This is a genomic window from Litorilituus sediminis (genome assembly GCF_004295665.1).
Taxonomy (GTDB): Bacteria; Pseudomonadota; Gammaproteobacteria; order Enterobacterales; family Alteromonadaceae; genus Colwellia; species Colwellia sediminis.
Window position 1 is genome coordinate 1158187 of the sequence record NZ_CP034759.1, and the last position, 18371, is coordinate 1176557.

Below are 18371 nucleotides of genomic sequence, written 5' to 3' on the forward strand. Positions count from 1 at the left end.
TATTTCCATTTTATAAATGTCTATTTGTTTTGTGTTACGCGTTAATTAATACCACTGATCGCGGCAATTGCAACGGCCGTGTTATACATAATCGTGGTAGCACTGGTCCATAAGGTTAAGTTATTCATATATTCAGCATCGAGCGGAACAACAACAGTATCTCCTGGTTGCATACTGGTATTATTACTACTAAACCAATTACTGCCTGGCATTTCTCGTATACTACCGTTGGCAGAGATGATATAAATCCTACTTGTATCGGCACGCTTTTTACTACCGCCGCTTTTTGCTAAATAATCTTCCGCGGTTAAAGTTTCATCATATATATGCGATGAAGTAACTTGCACTTGACCAATAACATTGACTGAGTTTTTCATTGTTGGTACATAAAGTACATCACCATCTTCTAATAAAACATCATAATCTTTATCTGTAATAACCTTAGGTAGATCAACAACTAATCGCCCTACAGGTTCAACTTTTGCCATATCTGCCAGCATTTTTTGCACTTCCGTATATGACTGAGTGTAATCTTTATCTGATAACGACTTAGAGGCCATTTCCACACGTAAATCTGACGTCAGTTTTAGCAAGTTTTGACGCTCTAAATCTCGTAATTGTACGCGAGTAAATACCGAACCTTCTTGATGTGCAAAAGGCGTAAAACCACCAGCTTTTTCAATTAAATCAGCTAAGCTTTCACCTCGGCGAATGGTGTATTTACCAGGGAAGACAAATTCACCTCTAAGCTCTACTACATGATTCTCACTCCATGCTGGAATCTTATGAATGTTCACCCTGTCTTTAGACGTTAATAGAACATTATTTGCATCATCCCCTGCTAAAGCCTTGCCTAAGTCAATTGAAAATGACTCTTTATAAGCACCTTGATTAGCAATTTTATTGCGTGTTATTTCTGAACGCGCAAGGTAAGCTGACTCAGTTAAGCCGCCGCCAGCAATAATAAGCTCACTCACACGGGCATTAACAGCCAGTGGATAGACTCCCGGAAACTTAACCGCACCATCAATCTCAGCTAATTGCAACGGCGCTCCAGCACGACCTTGGCGCTTAAGCTTCTCAATAATTGGTAATAACAAACGTTGACGAGAAAATAGTGCTAACTCCTTTATATCAATCTCTTCTTCTAATTCACCACCCGACATTTGTTCAATGGACTGTTTAAATAACTTAGCTGTATCAGCAGCGGCTTGTTCTTCTTGGGTAAACTCAGCGATTTGCTGCTCATCACCATATTTTTGCCAAAACTGCTTGGTTTTAAAGTTCTCTTTTGCCAGCTGCTGCTCTTTTTTAGTCAACTCTTCTTGAGTATAAGCAAGTAACTCTAAGTCAATGCTATTTTCATCAACCTTGGCAATACTAGAAAAAACAACTACTTTATCATTTGAAGCCAGCTTAATATTATCCTTAGAACTTTTATCAGACAGCGCTTTGACTAAATCAAACTGCAATACTTCAATATTTTTTGCTAAATCTATCTCACGAATCACTAAGCCATAATTTAAATCAGCATTAGCAAGCAAGTGAGTATCTATTGATGGCAATAATTCAGCGATAGTCAATTTATCATGCCACTGATATTTTCCTGGGCGATTTACCGCACCAATTAACGTCACAGACTGACTAAACATCTCAGATGATTTCATCACGCGAACGGCATCGCCTGCTTGTACAGGCCTTGCTAAATCACCAGCATTGGATAGATCGATATTTACAACACTACGCAAACCTTGACGATTAAAGCGCTCAACGATTGTTGATTGTGCAAAAGCGGTTGGCAATACACCACCAGACATAGCAATAACATCTTTAAATGTTTCGCCTTGAGCTAGCTCATAAATGGCAGGACGCCTTACTTCCCCTTCAACTCGAACTCGACTCCCTACTGGCGCAATAAAAACAACATCCCCCGATTGCAATAACATATCATCGCTTGAATCACCTTTGATAAGTAAATCATATAAATCGAGTGTTTTAACTAGCTTACCAGCGCGCTTTAGCTGTACATTTCTTAGCGAGCCTATTTCGCTGATACCACCAGCGGCAAAAATTGCATGAGTGATACTTGATAAAGAACTTAATGTATAAGGGCCTGGCTTATAGGCATCGCCTAAGACAAATACACGCATCGAACGCAAAGATGCCATACCTATAACAACATCAACGCCAATGACCTTTTCTTTTATTTTTGCTGTGAGCAAATGCTCCATTTCAGCATACGTCATCCCTGCAACCGTATAAGGGCCATATTGCGGAAAAATTATCTGCCCTTCGCGATTAACATCTAACTCGAGCTCTTCATTTTCTTTACCGAAGACTTGAATGGAAATTTTATCGCCAGGTCCAACAATATAATTGGCAGGGATAGCAATATCCATGGTGGGCGCAAAAGTTTGTGGCGCATTAGCAAAAACATCATAGCCAAATGGCTCTAGCTCTTTTACTAAATCAAAATCGTCTTCTTTTTCTTGCTGTGATTCTTCTGAAAAAATGGGATTACCTTGAGCATCAAACTGAGTGCCTCGAGGGTAGACATTCGAATTTTCTATCATTCCAGATTGAGGGGATGAAGATATTTGTCTTTTAAGCGCATTAATATCAACCCCCATGCTTTTAGCTAATGCCGCCTGTTGCGATGCTGGCAACTTTTTAAACTGTTCGAGTTGTTGTTGGCTAACTTGTGCAGCATAGCTAGAGGGAACATAGCTAAACAAGAGCAATAAGGTACAAATGATGCTAAGTAATAGCGCGAGCTTCTTATTATAGTTAACTTCTAACATTTGAGAAAAACATTCCTAAAACTAAAGTACAGGGATTTGGCTTTGACTACAAACAGCAAGGTTAGTTCTTTCCTTGTGTGATACTGACACCAAAATTAGCAGCCACGAAGTTTACCAGTATCTGGTTATGCAAACAATAACAGCTAAACTATTGGCAAAAATTAATTGAATAAAAAGCACAAGATACCTCCTTCAACAGCCAACAAACACTATTAGGAAAGATTTCTCTACATTGCCAAGCCTATTTAGCGAGTAGATTTACCCTGAAACTTGCCTTTCCTCCTGCACATAGGTATAACAGCTCATTGAATATTTTTTTGTTTTCATTTTAATAAGCGCTAACGCAAAGAATTTTTGAGAAAATTTAGGATAATTATATGAACAAACCTAATGTGGGAACTTTTTTAGGCCATCCAAAAGGACTCTTCCTTTTATTTGGTACGGAAATGTGGGAACGCTTCAGTTACTACGGTATGCGCGCCATTCTTGTACTTTATTTAGTAGATTTAGTTGAACATGGCGGGCTAGGCTTTAGTCGAGCTGATGCACTCAGCCTATACGGTACTTTTACTATGCTAGTGTACTTAACACCATTGATTGGTGGTTGGCTAGCAGATAATCATTTAGGGCAACGACGCTCAATCATCATTGGTGGTGTGTTAATGGCTTTAGGCCAGTTTGCACTAGGTACACCACATCATTTTGTTGAAGGCTTCGAAATCGAAATGTTCTACATAGGTCTAGGCCTATTAGTATGTGGTAATGGTCTATTTAAGCCAAATATCTCTACCATGGTAGGTGATTTATATAATGAAGGCGATCACCGTCGCGATGGCGCATTCACTATCTTCTATATGGGTATCAACTTAGGTGCAGCTTTCGCACCACTTGTTGTTGGTACTATCGCTGAAAAAGCAGAATGGCAATATGGTTTTGTTGCTGCTGGTGTTGGTATGGTTATCAGTGTTATCATGCAACTTACCTTTGGTAAAAAATACCTTGGTAACATAGGTATTGTGCCTGCGGCAAAACTTGCGCAACAATCAAGTGAAAGTAATAAAAAAGAGCCTTTAACAGCCGAAGAAAGAGATCGTATTAAAGTAATCTTCATCATGGGTGTATTTACCATTATTTTCTGGGCAGGTTTTGAACAAGCTGGCGGCCTAATGAACTTATTCGCCAATGAATATACTGATCGTATGATTGGCGCATTTGAAGTTCCGGCAAGTTGGTTCCAGTCTGTTAACGCTATCTTTATCGTAATATTTGCCCCTATCATTGCCTCTATATGGGTAAAAATGGGTGATAACGAGCCTACCTCGCCAGTCAAGTTTGCCTTAGCTCTAGTTTTATTAGCTATCGGTTTCTTCTTTATGATTGGCGCTACTTTACAGCAAGGTGGTGATGCTAGCGTGAAAACCTCAATGATATGGTTAATCATGGCGTATTTATTCCATACCTTAGGTGAGTTATGTTTATCGCCAATTGGCTTATCTATGGTAACTAAACTGGCTCCACTACGTTTAGCTTCATTATTAATGGGTATTTGGTTCTTCTTTACTGCTTTAGCAAATAAAGTTGCTGCCTTTGTTGGTTCATTTATCGGTGAAGGTAATGAAGCTGCCAACAACGCCTTAGCTATCTTCTCTGGTATTGCTATTACCGCCATTGTTTCAGGTATTATTATGTACATGATCAGTGGTAAGTTAGTTGATTGGATGCACGGCGCTGAAGGCCAACATACAGATAGCGTTGAAGAAAAATTAGAAGAAGAGCTAGAAGTAACTGCTGCACATGAAGGTGTATCAAAACAGCATAGCTAAATTTTACTAATCATTTTACAATTGAAAAAGCTGGTAGCACTCTACCAGCTTTTTTTATGGCTCAAATTAACATAAGTAAACAAGCAATGGACTCAAGAAAAGAGATCAGACGCCACATTAGACAACGGCGTAAACAGCTAACAGTCAATGAACAACAACAAGCTAGCCAAGCATTAAAAGCTCAGCTAACAAGTCACCATCAAGTGCAAAAAGCAACACGTATAGCCCTCTATTTAGCTAATGATGGTGAGCTTGATATGCAACCATTTATTGACTGGTGCTGGCAGCAAAATAAAGAGGTTTACTTACCTGTTTTACACCCTTTTAATCAAGGTAATTTGCTTTTCCTTCGCTACCAACAAGAAACAAAGTTAATCACAAATAAATACGGCATTTATGAGCCAGCACTGAATGTGAGTCAAGTCTGCCCTGTTAGCAATTTAGATGTGCTATTTACTCCATTAGTTGCCTTTGATGATAGCGGTGCTCGCCTTGGTATGGGCGGTGGTTTTTATGATCGAACACTCGCTAACTGGTTTGATAGTCAAACTAACACGCCAAACAAGGCTAACCAAGCTTGCCAGTTTCACCCGATAGGCATCGCCCATGACTGCCAACAAGTGGAAAAAGTCCCCACAGAAAGCTGGGATATTCCCTTGCCAGAAATCATTACACCAACACAAAATGTAAAGTATACATACAAAAGCAAGGCTAGCAGTTAGCTCAATCACAATGCTATAATCGCCAAAAAATAGCAATTTGGCGATTGCTAGCCCTCTTCCTAATGACTAATTAAGGCACAACCATGACGCAAGATGAAATGAAAAAAGCCTCTGCTATCAAAGCACTAGAATTTATTGAAAAAGACACTGTAGTCGGTGTGGGTACAGGCTCTACGGTCAATCACTTTATTGATGCTTTAGCTACAATAAAGCATGATATTACCGGTGCAGTTTCAAGCTCAGAAGAATCAACAAAACGCCTTAAAGCCCACGGTATAGAAGTGTTCGATCTAAATAGCATAGACACACTTGATGTTTACGTTGATGGCGCCGACGAAATTACTCAGCATATGAGCATGATTAAAGGTGGTGGTGCTGCCCTAACCCGAGAAAAAATTGTAGCCGCTGTCGCTAAAAAATTCATCTGTATTGCTGATGATTCAAAGCAAGTGGATATTTTAGGACAGTTTCCACTCCCTGTAGAAGTAATTCCTATGGCGCGAAGCTATGTTGCTCGTGAGCTGGTAAAACTTGGCGGAGATCCTGTTTATCGTCAAGGTGTTGTGACTGATAATGGCAATGTTATTCTTGATGTTCATAACCTTTCAATTACTGATCCTAAAAAATTAGAAACTCAAATCAATGCCATTGTAGGTGTAGTTACAAATGGCTTATTTGCTCAGCGCGGCGCCAACATCTTAGTTTTAGGTACAAAAGATGGTGTTCAAGTCATTGGTGAAAATGAATAAATACACAGGAAAATCGCGTAAAACAACTTAATTTCTGCATAAGCACTTATTTTATACAAAATAAGTGCTTTAGAGTTTATACACTATATGTTATGTTGAGGTTATTATTTAGAAATCTAGCCATCTAAATAATTAACTTTATCCTGTGCAACAATAAGTGAAGCTAAACTGTATGAACCCAGAAACTCAAAATTCATTAGCAAAAGAAAAAATCAAGATACTACTCCTTGAAGGCGTCCATGAAAGTGCCGTTGAAGAGTTAAAGTTGAAAGGCTACTCCAATATTGAGTACCTTAAAACCTCCCTTGCCCAAGACGAATTAATTGAAAAAATTGCCGACGTACACTTTATAGGTATTCGCTCTCGCACACAATTAACTGACCAAGTACTTAGCCACGCCAAAAAGCTGGTTGCTATTGGTTGTTTCTGTATCGGCACTAACCAAGTAGATATCCAGTCAGCACAAAAGCGTGGTATTCCTGTCTTCAACGCACCATTTTCTAATACGCGCTCTGTTGCTGAATTAGTCCTTGGCGAAACGCTACTGCTACTGCGTGGTATTCCTGAAAAGAGCGCTAAAGCACACCGAGGCGAATGGTTTAAATCAGCTGCTGGCTCAGTAGAAGCGCGTGGCAAAACACTAGGTATCGTAGGTTATGGTCATATAGGAACGCAATTAGGCATTTTAGCAGAAACCTTAGGAATGCGAGTTCGTTTTTATGATATTGAAACCAAGCTGCCGCTTGGCAATGCTAGCCAAGTATTCTCTCTTCACGCCTTATTAGCTGAAGCTGATGTAGTTAGTTTGCATGTGCCTGAAACAGCGCAGACACAAGATATGATCAGCACAGCAGAATTTAATGCCATGAAAGATGGCGCAATATTTATCAACGCCTCTCGCGGTACTGTGGTTGATATTGACGCATTAAGTGAAGCTTTAACCAGCAAAAAAGTAGCTGGTGCTGCAATTGACGTATTCCCTGTCGAGCCAAAAGGCAACGATGAAGAGTTTATCTCACCACTGCGCGCCTTTGATAATGTTATTTTAACACCGCATATTGGTGGTAGTACTAAAGAAGCGCAAGCAAACATTGGCCTTGAAGTAGCAAGTAAATTAGCGAAATACTCTGACAATGGCTCAAGTTTATCTGCGGTGAACTTCCCTGAAGTATCACTTCCTGAGCACGCAGTAGCTGGTGAGCCAAGCACAAGCCGCTTACTGCATATTCATCACAACCAGCCAGGCGTGCTAACTCAAATTAACCAAGCATTTGCCGAGCACAATATTAATATCGCCGCACAATACCTACAAACAGATGATAAAATTGGTTATGTGGTAATAGATATTGAAACCTCAGATAGCGCTCAAGCACTAAAAGCACTTAAAGCTGTCGATGGTACAATTAGGGCAAGAATTTTACACTAGTCTTATTGCTTATTGAGCATAAAAAAACGGTCATTAACAAATGACCGTCAGATTACTGACAAACCCCGTCATTCTGTTCGGGGTTTGTCTTTTATGAGCAGCCGTAGGCTGCGATCTCGATATTTTTCTAGCCACGTCTTTTCTATTTTATTTGGTTTTTCTGGACTTGTTTGGGGCTTATCTTCCCTATTTGGCGTGTTAATGTCTCGAATTGAGCTTTTAAAGGGCTATCCTTTTTAGATTGCCATTATTTGGGGAATATTTGATAGCGTCATTGCTATCTTCTTCATATTTTGTGCTGCCGCAGCCATATATGCTTGCATTTGAACATTATGCTTACCTCGGTATCTTGCATACCTGTGACCATGGTGTTGCTTTGCATCAGCAAAACTTCTTTCAACGGTTTCGCATCGTCGTTTGTAAAGGTATTTACCAAGGCTTGTTAAGCGAAATTCATTAGCCCGATCTTGACTCGCAGCCATTACGTGGCGTGTTATCACTTTCTTATGACTTTTACTCTTAGTGCAATCTTTTAATTGAGGGCAATTAACGCATACCTTGGGGTCAGAATGATATTCTCGGTAACCCTCTCGACTGGTGGTCGAGTAGATTAACGTTTGCTCTTGCGGGCAGGTATACGTATCTGCTTTCTCGTCGTATTTGAAGTGCTTTTTCTTAATGGCATTCTTCGTTCGTGAAGGACGACGGTAACCAAACACCCCTTGGATGTTACGTTGTTCCAGATTAAAACAGACGGGCGCTGTGAAGTAGCCTGCATCAATACCAACAAATTCAGGGGATAGTGCAAAGCGATTTTCAATGGCATCAAGGCGAGCAATGTATGGTTGAGAATCGTGGACATTACCTGGCGTAATATGCGTATCTACAATAATGTTATAGTCGTTATCTACGGTTCTGTGGTCTAGGTAGAAAAAACCTTTTGGCTTTTCATCTCGGTGCATATAACCGCTATCACTATCGGTTTTACTTACCTTATTCCGCTTTATCTCACAATAGCCTTTATCCTTGAGTGGCTTTTTTCCAGCCGCTTTACGGTCTGCCTCCACAGCTTTGTTGATTTGCTTAATATAGGCACTGGTTGAGACGGGTTTGAGCTTGTTGGTGAACTTTCGTTTATTGGCGTTTGCTTTTAAGTGTGTGCTGTCGGTGAATAAGGCTTTGCCCCCAACTAGACCATGTTTAATGGCTTGTTGGACGATGTGATTAAATATACGTTCAAATACATCTGTGCCATTGAAACGACGAATACGATTTTGACTAAGTGTTGAGGCATCGATAACTTTCTCGGTAAGCCCCATGCGGAGAAACCATCGATACGCGACATTTACTTCGATGTCTTTGATGATTTGGCGCTCACTTTTAATACCAAATAAGTACCCAAGTAGCATAATTTTAAATAGCTGGACTGGCTCCACCGGAGGACGACCATTATCAGTGCAATATAAGTCTTTGACTTCATCTCGAATAAACTCAAAGTCAATATACTTATCGAGTTTACGAACTAGATGGTTGGCTGGAACTAACTGGTCTAGCGTGACCATTTCGAGTTCATGTTGTTGCGGGGAAGGTTCTCTTAACATGGTTAATTTTTGTAATTTTCCATGTTTTTATTAGATCAAAGTCCTAGACTACTGTCTAGGACTTTGTCATCAGTCTGACGGTCATTAACAAATGACCGTTTTTTTTACCCATAAATTAGCTTATTTTAAACTGATAGTGGTATGAATTGCTGAGCCATCTTGATGATCTGGTTCAAACCATCGAGCAGTTACTGACTTAGTATAAGTCCAAAAACTCACAACTTGCTTACCATTAGGACCTAAATCACCTAATTTCGAGCCTCTTGAGCCGGTAAAACTAAAATAAGCTACTGGCACTGGAATTGGCACATTAATACCAACCTGCCCTACGTCAATATCGTTCTCAAACTTACGCGCCGCCCAGCCAGATGAAGTAAATAATGATGTACCATTACCGTTTGGATTGGCATTAATAATTTCTATCGCTTCATCTAAGGTTTCTGCTTCAAGTACACACAGCGCCGGACCAAAAATTTCTTGCGTATAAATATCCATATCGGTAGTCACATCAGTAAACATGGTCGGACCAACAAAGTTACCATCTGGATAGCCTTCTACCTGACAATCTCTACCATCTACTAATAAGGTTGCCCCTTGCTCCACACCAGAGTTTAAAATATTCAAAATACGTTGTTTCGCTTGAGGTGACACTACTGGGCCTAAATCAGCATCACGTTGTGTACCTGGCCCTACTTTCATTAACTTAGCGCGTTCGGCGATTTCAGGTAGCCACTTACGCGCTTCACCCACTAAAATAGTCACTGGGTTTGCCATACAACGCTGGCCCGCAGCACCAAAGGCTGAGCCTAATAAATCGTTGATAGCTCTATCTTTATTAGCATCAGGCATAATTACCATATGATTTTTAGCACCCATCATGGCTTGCGCTCGTTTGCCGTGCTTAGCAGCATGATTGTAAACTTGTGTTCCTATAGCCGTTGAACCAATAAAAGAAACCGCCTTAACCGCATCACTTTCTATTAATTGATTCACAACACCTGCATCACCGTGCACAACATTTAGTACACCTGCTGGAATACCAGCTTCTAAGGCAAGCTCAACAAAACGAATCGTTGATGATGGATCTTGCTCAGATGGCTTTAATACAAAGGTATTACCACAAGCAACCGCCGGCGGGAACATAAAGGCTGGTAACATGAGCGGGAAGTTAAAGGCGGTAATGCCTAAACCAACACCTAATGGCTTGTTCAGGGTATAAGTATCAACGCCCGTTGCAGCATTGTTAGCCATCTCGCCCAGTTGTAATCGCGTAACTGAACAGGCATTTTCAATCGCTTCTAAGGCTCTACCCACTTCACCTTCAGCATCAGGTAAGGTTTTACCGTGTTCAAGCGTCACTAATTCAGCAAGCTCTTGAGTGTGCTCTCTCACAAGTTGTTGGAAATTCAACATAATACGCATACGATTTGTTAATGATACTTGTGACCACGACTTAAATGCTTGCTCTGCGCTATCAACTGCCGCTTTAACTTCCTCAGGCGTTGCAATAGGTACACGAGCAACAACTTCTTGAGTTGCCGGGTTTAATACATCTAACCACTTATCAGATTTTGAGCGGACTTTCTCACCGCCGATAATTAAAGGAACTTCTCTTATAGTCATAACAACCTCGCAATGTTTATTCATGGCTACTTCTCGAAAATTCAACAAGAGAAGTAATAGATAAGTTAAAGTAGAACTTAATTGCCCTTATAACAACAATCATAAATGCAATATACCTTGCAAATTTGCAACGCAATAAAAAAATTGCTAATTTAGCACCATGAATTGGGATGATATAAAAGTATTTCTAGAAATAGCGCGCTCAGAACGGCTCAATATAGCAGCTAAACGTTTAGCTATGGACGCATCAACATTATCTAGAAGGTTACATAAATTAGAAGAACAACTAGCCACTAAGCTATTTAGCCGCACCACTGAAGGTCATGTACTGACACTAGACGGTGAAAAGTTATTACAGTTTGCGAGGCGTATGGAGCTCAATGCAAATCAAGCATTTACGCATATCAAAGAGCATAATCCATTAGATAGTGGCCGAGTTAGAATTGGCGTAACCGAAGCCTTTGGCAGCTTTTTTATTGCTCCGCATTTAGGTGACTTCCAAGAAAAGTATCCAAACATTGAAATTGAGCTGCTTCACTTTGCCCGAAATATTAAAATAAGTCGTAATGAAGCTGATATTGCAGTTGCAGTTGATAAACCCAAAAATACTTCAACCATTATCAGTAAATTATGTGATTATCAGTTACAGCTCTACGCACATCCTAGTTATTTAACTAAAGTAATGGGCAAGATAGATTTAGCACAATTAGCCAGTTATCGCTGGATAAGCTACGTTGACAACTTGTTATATACAGAGCAACTTGCTTATTTAAAAGATCTCAACCCCAACATTAAACCTCACTTTCAAAGTACCAGCATTACCAGCCAATATAGTGCAATTAAAAGTGGTTTAGGTATTGGCATTCTGCCTTGTTTTTTGGCAGAGCAAGATGCAAGTTTAATTAAAGTCTGTGCTGAAGAAGTTAAACTTACCCGCAGTTTATACTTAGTGACTCACCCTGAAAGTAAGCGTTTATCGCATGTAAACTCGGTGTGGCAGTATTTAAGAGCGCTGACGGAAAAACATCAGAGGCTTTTAATACCTGAATAATTAACCTGATGTGATGGTCTCCTCCCTAATTCGGCATTTAAGTGCCATGATTGAATTGCATACAATCAAAACGGGAGAAGACCAGATGCAGATTACAACAATTGGTATAGATATAGCAAAAAACGTATTTCATGTGGTGTGCTGTAACGCTAAAAATAAAATAGTCCGTAAGAAAGCCGTCAAACGTCGGGAACTGCTCCATTATGTGACAAACTTACCAAAAAGTATTGTTGCCATGGAGGCATGCTCTACTTCCAACTACTGGGGTAGAGAGATTGCCTCATTAGGACATAAGGTAAAGCTACTTCCTGCTCAACATGTAAAAGCGTTTTTAACAGGAAATAAAAATGACTACAACGACGCATATGCGATTGTTGTAGCTTCACAGCAGGCACATATTAAAGCAGTGCCAATAAAAACCATTGAAGAGCAGGATAATCAGCTTATTCATAAGGTCAGGGAATTAGCGATAGGGCAAAGAACAGCCTTATCTAATCAAATTCGTGGGTTACTGCTTGAATATGGAGTTAGCATTAAACAAGGCATCAAAAATTTACGCAAGGACGTTGTTGATTTATTAGATGAGACATCAAGCTTAAGTAGTACATTTAGGCAAGTATTAGCTCAGTTATATAGTCAGCTAGTGCACTTGGATAAAACTATTAAACAATATGACGAGCATATTAAGAAACAGGTAGCAAGTAATGACGCTTGTCAGCGTCTACAGACTATCCCAGGAGTTGGTCCAATAGTCGCTAGCGGCTACTACAATGAGGTTGGTAATGGTAGACACTATAAAAGAGGACGAGATGTCTCGGCGTCACTTGGTTTGGTGCCACGTCAGCATAGTACTGGCGGTAAAGACATATTACTTGGCATAAGCAAGCGGGGAAATCGCTATCTGAGATATCTTCTAGTACAAGGTGCTAAAGCAGTCGTCTCAAGAGCGAAAAATAAAACAGATAAGCTTAGTCAGTGGATAAATCGAATCGTAGCAACACGAGGACATAACAAGGCTTGTGTTGCCTATGCCAATAAAATGGCAAGAATAGCTTGGGCTATAACCGTTTCAGGGGAAAGTTACCAAGCTTTATAGAAATACTCTTCAGCGAATTGCGAAGGTAAATGGGTAGATGATTAAACAGGTCAAACCGGCATATTGAAAACCTGTCGAGCTCAGGGGTAGTAAAATACCGACAACCTGATAAGGACAATATGCGCGATTTACATCTAGGTCAGGGCAAATAAATTAAGTGCTCATAAACAGACCGAATATATGACAGCAAACCTGTCCCTGTTATCACCTAATAGACCTTGCAATACGGGAGGAGACCATATATGAGCTCGACTTAATAAATAGCTCTGCTAAAAGATAGTTTGCAAATACTGCTGATAATTCTCTAACGATGCCGGGTTGCCTTTACTTCGTTGACAAACACTTTTTTGGTACTGAAAATTAAAAACATCAAACCATAAATCAAGTAAATGGGCATTTTGATGCTCGCCACACATATCTAGAACTCGCGCGGCAACTTCAGCAGTAGAAAATTGATGTGCTAATTCGGTTTTTCTTACCGTATAACGTGAATCTTCCCCTACCGGCGTAACAGAGAGCTGTTTAGACTGGCTTGCAAGCTCAGGATCAAATGAAATTACAGGGAATCGATTAAGGTAAGGGCTTTTCCTAAACATTTTTTTCGCCTCTCGCCAACTGCCATCAAGCATGATAAATAAAGGCCTCTTGCCGTGCTCACACTCAACTTCCTTGCTGACAACTTCTCTCCCCTCTTCAACATAAGCCTCTGGAAAAACAACCATAGGCTGCCAAGTATCATCATTTAAAATAGCAAGTAGCTCAGTATTTTCTTTGGTTCTATCCCATAAAAAAGCATAGGTATCTGGGACAATATCAGCGATTAATTTACCGGTATTACTCGGTTTTAATACTTCCGTGTCATACATGAGTAATAAAAAACCAGCGCCTTTATTTACAGCATCTTGTTTTTTCTTTTCCTCAGTAATTTTTGCCAATGGCGATAGTTCACAAATACAAAAGCGACTTGCAAGGCGACAATGCTCACACCTGATCACTCTTTGCCCTCGAGCTTTGTAGGTTGTGGTGCTAAGACTTTTGCGATATTGATAAAGTTGATGAACCGAATGCATAGAAGTACAGCCAAGAAAAAAGGCTTTGCATTGTATCAGTGCAAAGCCTTTTTGTTGAGTGCTCAGTTAATGAATTAACGTATTTCTCTTACATTAACTGCTGATGACGAGACTTAGCCGTGTTGTGCTTACTCACAGAGATAACATTAATATCTGCTAACTGCTTTATTTGTGCCTTCATCTGCTCTTCTAATTGATCAATTTCAGTAATGGCATGGCAAAGCGCCATCGCTTGGTGCTCTATTTTTTCAGCACGTACCTGCATTTGCTGCTCAATGTTTTCACCAAAATTTTCCATACGGGTTTCAAAGGCATCAGCATCACCACCAGCAAACATCATTTCTTGACCAAGTGCTACCAACAAGCTCCCCATTGAATTCATAACCGCTTTTTCCACCACGGATTCAATACGCTGCTCAAAGTCTTCACCTAAAAACTCTCCGTTATCAATACCATTTGCACCTATGCTAAAACCATGTTCAGCTGACATACGAGTATCAATTTCAGCTCTGATCTGATCAAGCTCTAAAGTTAAGTCTCTGCCAAGACTATTGCCTTCACCTAACAATTCATTAAAAGCTAAGTTAACGCCTTCAATCGCCAAATCAACTCCTTCTATAGCCACAGCTTGAGCCTTAGGTACAATAGCTCGAATGCTTGATGAATAACGAGTTACTAGCGCTTGTTGCCCTTGATTTAATTCTATCTCTTTACCTTGTACCATGAGCGACTCATCATTACTGATGGTATAAAGTGGTTTATCATGCTGATCTAAAAATTTAATAGTGCTTTGATTAATGCTAAAGCCAGCTTCCAAATCAACATCGCAATTATCATGGGCTTGCACTGCAGTAGAAGCTACCGCCATAGATAACACAGCTGGCAGCAATAATTTAGTTGTTTTTATTTTAGATAGTAATTGCATCATAATGATTCCCTATAGAGTTATTCTGTCTTCCAGTTTTATTACAATTCTAGTGCCAATATAAATTTAATATATTTTTCAAAAGGTTAAGAACGAACATATAATTCAGCATTGATTATATGACTCTGCATTAGTGTTATTGACTAATATATTGTCTTTTTAACCATGCTAGAAACTTTGCATTTCATGTAATCGGGATTGACAACGTTTAAACGCGAAGGTTAATTCTCTACCTTGATACAAATCGTTAATGTCTACTTGGGCACTCAAAAACAGTCTAACTTTTCGATCATAAAGCTCATCCACTAAGGCGATAAAACGTCTAGCCTCATCATCTTGCACAGCCATATTAGCAAGTAAATCCCCTTTACGTTGGTAACCATCTTCTACGCCAGAAGTAACTGTGGCGCTTAGCGTTCCAGAAAATTGCGGGACATTAAGCAAAAATACATCACTATAGCTATCTGCTAACACAATGTAATCAAGTTGACTTCTCGCCTCAGTACACAAAGCAGCAAAATCAAACAATATACAAGTATCAGTCTTTGCCAGATAATCAATTGCACGGTTATTAACTGTGATAGCGCCTGCTTGTAGCTTTGCGTTTTGACTTACTTGCTGATAGCTAGTGATTAAGGCACTAGCACCATCATCATTTTGTAAAAAATACTTGCGCTGCTTTAACTGCTGATCATGAACAATTAACCGATAGTCTCTCTCACCATCAATCGATATCACATGGCAATGTTGATGAATCAGCGCAATCGTTGCGATAAAGCGTTCTCGATGCAAACCATTTTTATAGAGCTCATCTGGCTGGGAGTTAGAGGTAGCCACTAATACCACGCCATGTTGAAAAAGCGCTGCAAGTAACCGAGAAAGTAGCATGGCATCGGCGATATCGGTGACAAAAAACTCATCAAAACACAGTAAATCTATCTCAGCAGCAATTGAGCTAGCAACATGTGTTAATGGCTCTGTTATCTTGTTCCCTGAAACGGCGAGTAAATTAAGCCTGCGATGGATATCGGCCATAAAGCGATGAAAATGAACACGTTGCTTGCGATGAATGGCTAAGCTGTTATAAAACAAATCCATTAACATGGTTTTGCCACGTCCAACCCGGCCATGAAAATATAGCCCGCGAATAATTTCATCACGCTCGCTCGCTTGTAATTGTTGCGCCAGCCTTTGCAGAGCATTTACAGCCAGCACCTGAGCTTCATCAGGCATCAATTTTTGCTTTTCAAGGAGCAATTTATACTCTGTTAGCATCTGAAATACGTTAAGCTAGAGTTTAGCGGCCAGTTGAGCCTAAGTGCCTTACCTTAAAATTTCGCCCCTTCATTTTACCTTTAGATAATTTCTTCAGTGCTGCATTTAAAACTGTTTTATCAACAGCGACATAAGCTTTATTATCAAACACATTAATTTTGCCTACCAGCTTGCCTTGAATCCCTTTGTCGCCAGTTAAAGCACCTAAAATATCGCCAGGGCGAAGCTTTTGTTTTTTGCCGCCATCAATTTGAATTGTCGCCATTTGTGCCTGCAACGGCGGTGATTGGCGTACTGAGTCATCAGGAAGTTGCTCAGCCTTAATTACCTTTTCTAAATAATCCTCTAGTAACGCCAGCTTGTAGCTTTCTTTATCAGAAAACAGTGACAAAGCCTTGCCAAGGTTTCCAGCACGCCCCGTCCTACCCACGCGATGTACATGTACTTCGCTGTCCCTTGCGATATGGTAATTAATTACTAGATCTACCGCTTCAATATCTAAGCCTCGAGCAGCAACATCCGTCGCCACTAATATAGCGGCACTTTTATTCGCAAAGCGCAATAATGTTTGCTCTCGATCTCTTTGTTCAAGGTCGCCATGTAAAGCAACAACACTGAAACCTTCTGCAGCTAAGCTATCCGCGACTTCTTGTGTTTCTTTTTTAGTATTACAAAAAACCACACTAGAGCAAGCTTGGCAATCTAACAGTAATAATTGCAGAGCTTCCAAGCGATGAACATCATTTTCAACCTTATAAAAATGCTGACTAATGTTAGTGTTATTTTCACTGCCCTTCACCTCAATTAATGTTGGGCTATTCATAATATTTTCGCTAATTTTCGCAATTTTTTCAGGGTAAGTAGCACTAAATAATAAGGTTTGTCGCTTTGTTGGTATTCTGCCAATGATATTATCAAGCGCAGCTTGAAAGCCCATTTCTAGCATTCTATCAGCTTCATCTAATACCAACATATTGACATCATCTAATCGCAATGTCCCTTTAAATACGTGCTCTTCAACTCGCCCCGGTGTACCAACAATAATATGAGCACCATGTTCAAGCGAGCCAATTTGAGGTCCAAATGGTGTACCGCCACATAAAGTCAGCACCTTTATATTATGTATTGCACGAGCTAGCTTTCTAATTTCAAGCGCTACTTGATCGGCAAGCTCTCTTGTTGGGCATAACACAACCGACTGAACCCGAAAGCGCTGCACTTGCAATTTATGTAATAGTGCTAAACCAAAGGCTGCGGTTTTGCCTGAGCCTGTTTTGCCTTGACCAATAACATCTTTACCTTCGAGCATTAGTGGCAAGGTTTTCGCTTGAATGGGCGTCATCTGCTTATAGCCCAAAGTTGTCAGGTTAGTCAGTAAACCTTTACTTAATGGTAAAGAAGAAAATACGCTGTCATTTGCTTGTGATTGAGTCGTCAAATTATTGGCCTTAAATTGTTTTTAAAACAAAACTGCTTTGCTAGCTAGATTAATGGGCGCATAATACCAGCAAATATACTCAACCGCTAAAACTAAAAACCTAACCAATGAATAAGACTGAACTTGCCCCCCAACACAGCCAATGGCTTAACTTACATGACAGTATTGAAAAATATGAACAATGGGCATTAATAATCAAATTAACCGCGCTTATCACTTGCGTTATGACGTTTATATTTAACTTAGCAGCCATATTCACTGTCGTATTCATCGCATTGTTTTGGCTACAAGAAGCAATTTGGAAGACATACCAAGCAAGATTAATCAAAGCGATTACCGATTTAGAGTCTCAGTTAAACACATCAAATGAATTACTGATATCACCGCTTTATAGTCAATGGCAAGCAAATAGAGGTGGCACTTTAGCTCTAATAGCCGAGTATTTAGAGTCAAGTTTAAAGCCAACAGTTATGCTGCCTTATTTACCTTTAATTATTATTAGTTTGTTTGCTTAGTGAGAAAGTGATGAATAGAAAAAAGAAAATCAAAAATATACTGACCAAGAAAGCGAAAAAAGCAAATGCTAAGCTTCATAAAAGTAACAAGCCTAAATACATCAGTAAGACTGAACGTGAAAAGCTTGCACAACAGGAATCACTTGATGATTCTATTGAATCTACACCTGAATCAGAATAAAAGAAGAGATAACCGCCAACAAAAAAGCCGCAAACAATGTTTACGGCTTTTTTCATTATACTTGCGTTATTCTGT

The 18371-nt window shown here is 39.8% G+C and carries 15 protein-coding genes; 8 read left to right on the forward strand and 7 right to left on the reverse strand.

Annotation, left to right across the window (positions count from 1 at the left end; all coding sequences use genetic code 11):
* Window positions 1-41: 41 nt before the first annotated feature.
* Entirely contained in the window at window positions 42-2801 is a 2760-nt protein-coding gene (locus tag EMK97_RS05220; RefSeq protein ID WP_130600067.1) for an SLBB domain-containing protein, read from the reverse strand.
* 377 nt (window positions 2802-3178) lie between these two features.
* On the opposite strand from EMK97_RS05220, the gene EMK97_RS05225 reads away from it, so the two are divergent.
* The 4 genes from EMK97_RS05225 to serA all read left to right on the forward strand — a co-directional run bounded on the left by EMK97_RS05225 (window position 3179) and on the right by serA (window position 7521).
* Window positions 3179-4624, forward strand: coding sequence for a peptide MFS transporter (locus EMK97_RS05225; RefSeq protein ID WP_130600069.1), 1446 nt, complete (start codon window positions 3179-3181; stop codon window positions 4622-4624).
* 56 nt (window positions 4625-4680) lie between these two features.
* Window positions 4681-5346, forward strand: a complete 666-nt coding sequence (locus tag EMK97_RS05230; protein WP_246028890.1) for a 5-formyltetrahydrofolate cyclo-ligase — start codon at window positions 4681-4683, stop codon at window positions 5344-5346.
* Window positions 5347-5429: 83 nt separating this feature from the next.
* Window positions 5430-6095: a ribose-5-phosphate isomerase RpiA gene (gene rpiA / locus EMK97_RS05235; RefSeq protein WP_130600071.1), complete on the forward strand. Its 666-nt coding sequence runs from the start codon at window positions 5430-5432 to the stop codon at window positions 6093-6095.
* A 172-nt stretch (window positions 6096-6267) separates the two neighbouring features.
* The gene (gene serA / locus EMK97_RS05240; RefSeq protein WP_130600073.1) at window positions 6268-7521 is read left to right on the forward strand and encodes a phosphoglycerate dehydrogenase; all 1254 of its coding nucleotides are present in this window, start codon (window positions 6268-6270) and stop codon (window positions 7519-7521) included.
* A gap of 236 nt (window positions 7522-7757) precedes the next feature.
* On the opposite strand, the gene EMK97_RS05245 is transcribed toward serA, so the two are convergent.
* Window positions 7758-9122: an IS1182 family transposase gene (locus EMK97_RS05245; RefSeq protein WP_130598330.1), complete on the reverse strand. Its 1365-nt coding sequence runs from the start codon at window positions 9120-9122 to the stop codon at window positions 7758-7760.
* A gap of 120 nt (window positions 9123-9242) precedes the next feature.
* Window positions 9243-10745, reverse strand: coding sequence for a CoA-acylating methylmalonate-semialdehyde dehydrogenase (locus EMK97_RS05250; RefSeq protein WP_130604384.1), 1503 nt, complete (start codon window positions 10743-10745; stop codon window positions 9243-9245).
* Between the two features lie 160 nt (window positions 10746-10905).
* Here EMK97_RS05250 and EMK97_RS05255 point away from each other — a divergent pair, with 160 nt between their 5' ends.
* Both EMK97_RS05255 and EMK97_RS05260 read left to right on the forward strand, forming a co-directional pair.
* Window positions 10906-11796, forward strand: a complete 891-nt coding sequence (locus tag EMK97_RS05255; protein ID WP_130600075.1) for a LysR family transcriptional regulator — start codon at window positions 10906-10908, stop codon at window positions 11794-11796.
* An 85-nt stretch (window positions 11797-11881) separates the two neighbouring features.
* Complete coding sequence (locus tag EMK97_RS05260) at window positions 11882-12892, forward strand: IS110 family RNA-guided transposase (protein ID WP_130600077.1); 1011 nt, start codon at window positions 11882-11884, stop codon at window positions 12890-12892.
* A 269-nt stretch (window positions 12893-13161) separates the two neighbouring features.
* Here EMK97_RS05260 and EMK97_RS05265 read toward each other — a convergent pair whose 3' ends face one another.
* The 4 genes from EMK97_RS05265 to dbpA form a co-directional block, all read right to left on the reverse strand.
* A complete protein-coding gene (locus EMK97_RS05265) occupies window positions 13162-13962 on the reverse strand; it encodes a tRNA-uridine aminocarboxypropyltransferase (RefSeq protein WP_130600079.1) in 801 nt (266 codons plus the stop codon).
* A gap of 88 nt (window positions 13963-14050) precedes the next feature.
* Window positions 14051-14890, reverse strand: a complete 840-nt coding sequence (locus tag EMK97_RS05270; protein WP_246028891.1) for a DUF2884 family protein — start codon at window positions 14888-14890, stop codon at window positions 14051-14053.
* Between the two features lie 165 nt (window positions 14891-15055).
* The gene (gene zapE / locus EMK97_RS05275) at window positions 15056-16120 is read right to left on the reverse strand and encodes a cell division protein ZapE (protein ID WP_246028892.1); all 1065 of its coding nucleotides are present in this window, start codon (window positions 16118-16120) and stop codon (window positions 15056-15058) included.
* 64 nt (window positions 16121-16184) lie between these two features.
* Complete coding sequence (gene dbpA / locus EMK97_RS05280; protein ID WP_130600083.1) at window positions 16185-17600, reverse strand: ATP-dependent RNA helicase DbpA; 1416 nt, start codon at window positions 17598-17600, stop codon at window positions 16185-16187.
* A gap of 107 nt (window positions 17601-17707) precedes the next feature.
* Between dbpA and EMK97_RS05285 the strand changes: the two genes are divergently transcribed.
* Window positions 17708-18115 (forward strand): hypothetical protein, encoded by a 408-nt coding sequence (locus EMK97_RS05285; RefSeq protein ID WP_130600085.1) that lies wholly within the window; start codon window positions 17708-17710, stop codon window positions 18113-18115.
* A gap of 10 nt (window positions 18116-18125) precedes the next feature.
* On the forward strand, window positions 18126-18296 hold the full coding sequence (locus EMK97_RS05290) for a DUF2986 domain-containing protein (RefSeq protein ID WP_130600087.1): 171 nt from the start codon (window positions 18126-18128) through the stop codon (window positions 18294-18296).
* Window positions 18297-18371 lie beyond the last annotated feature (75 nt).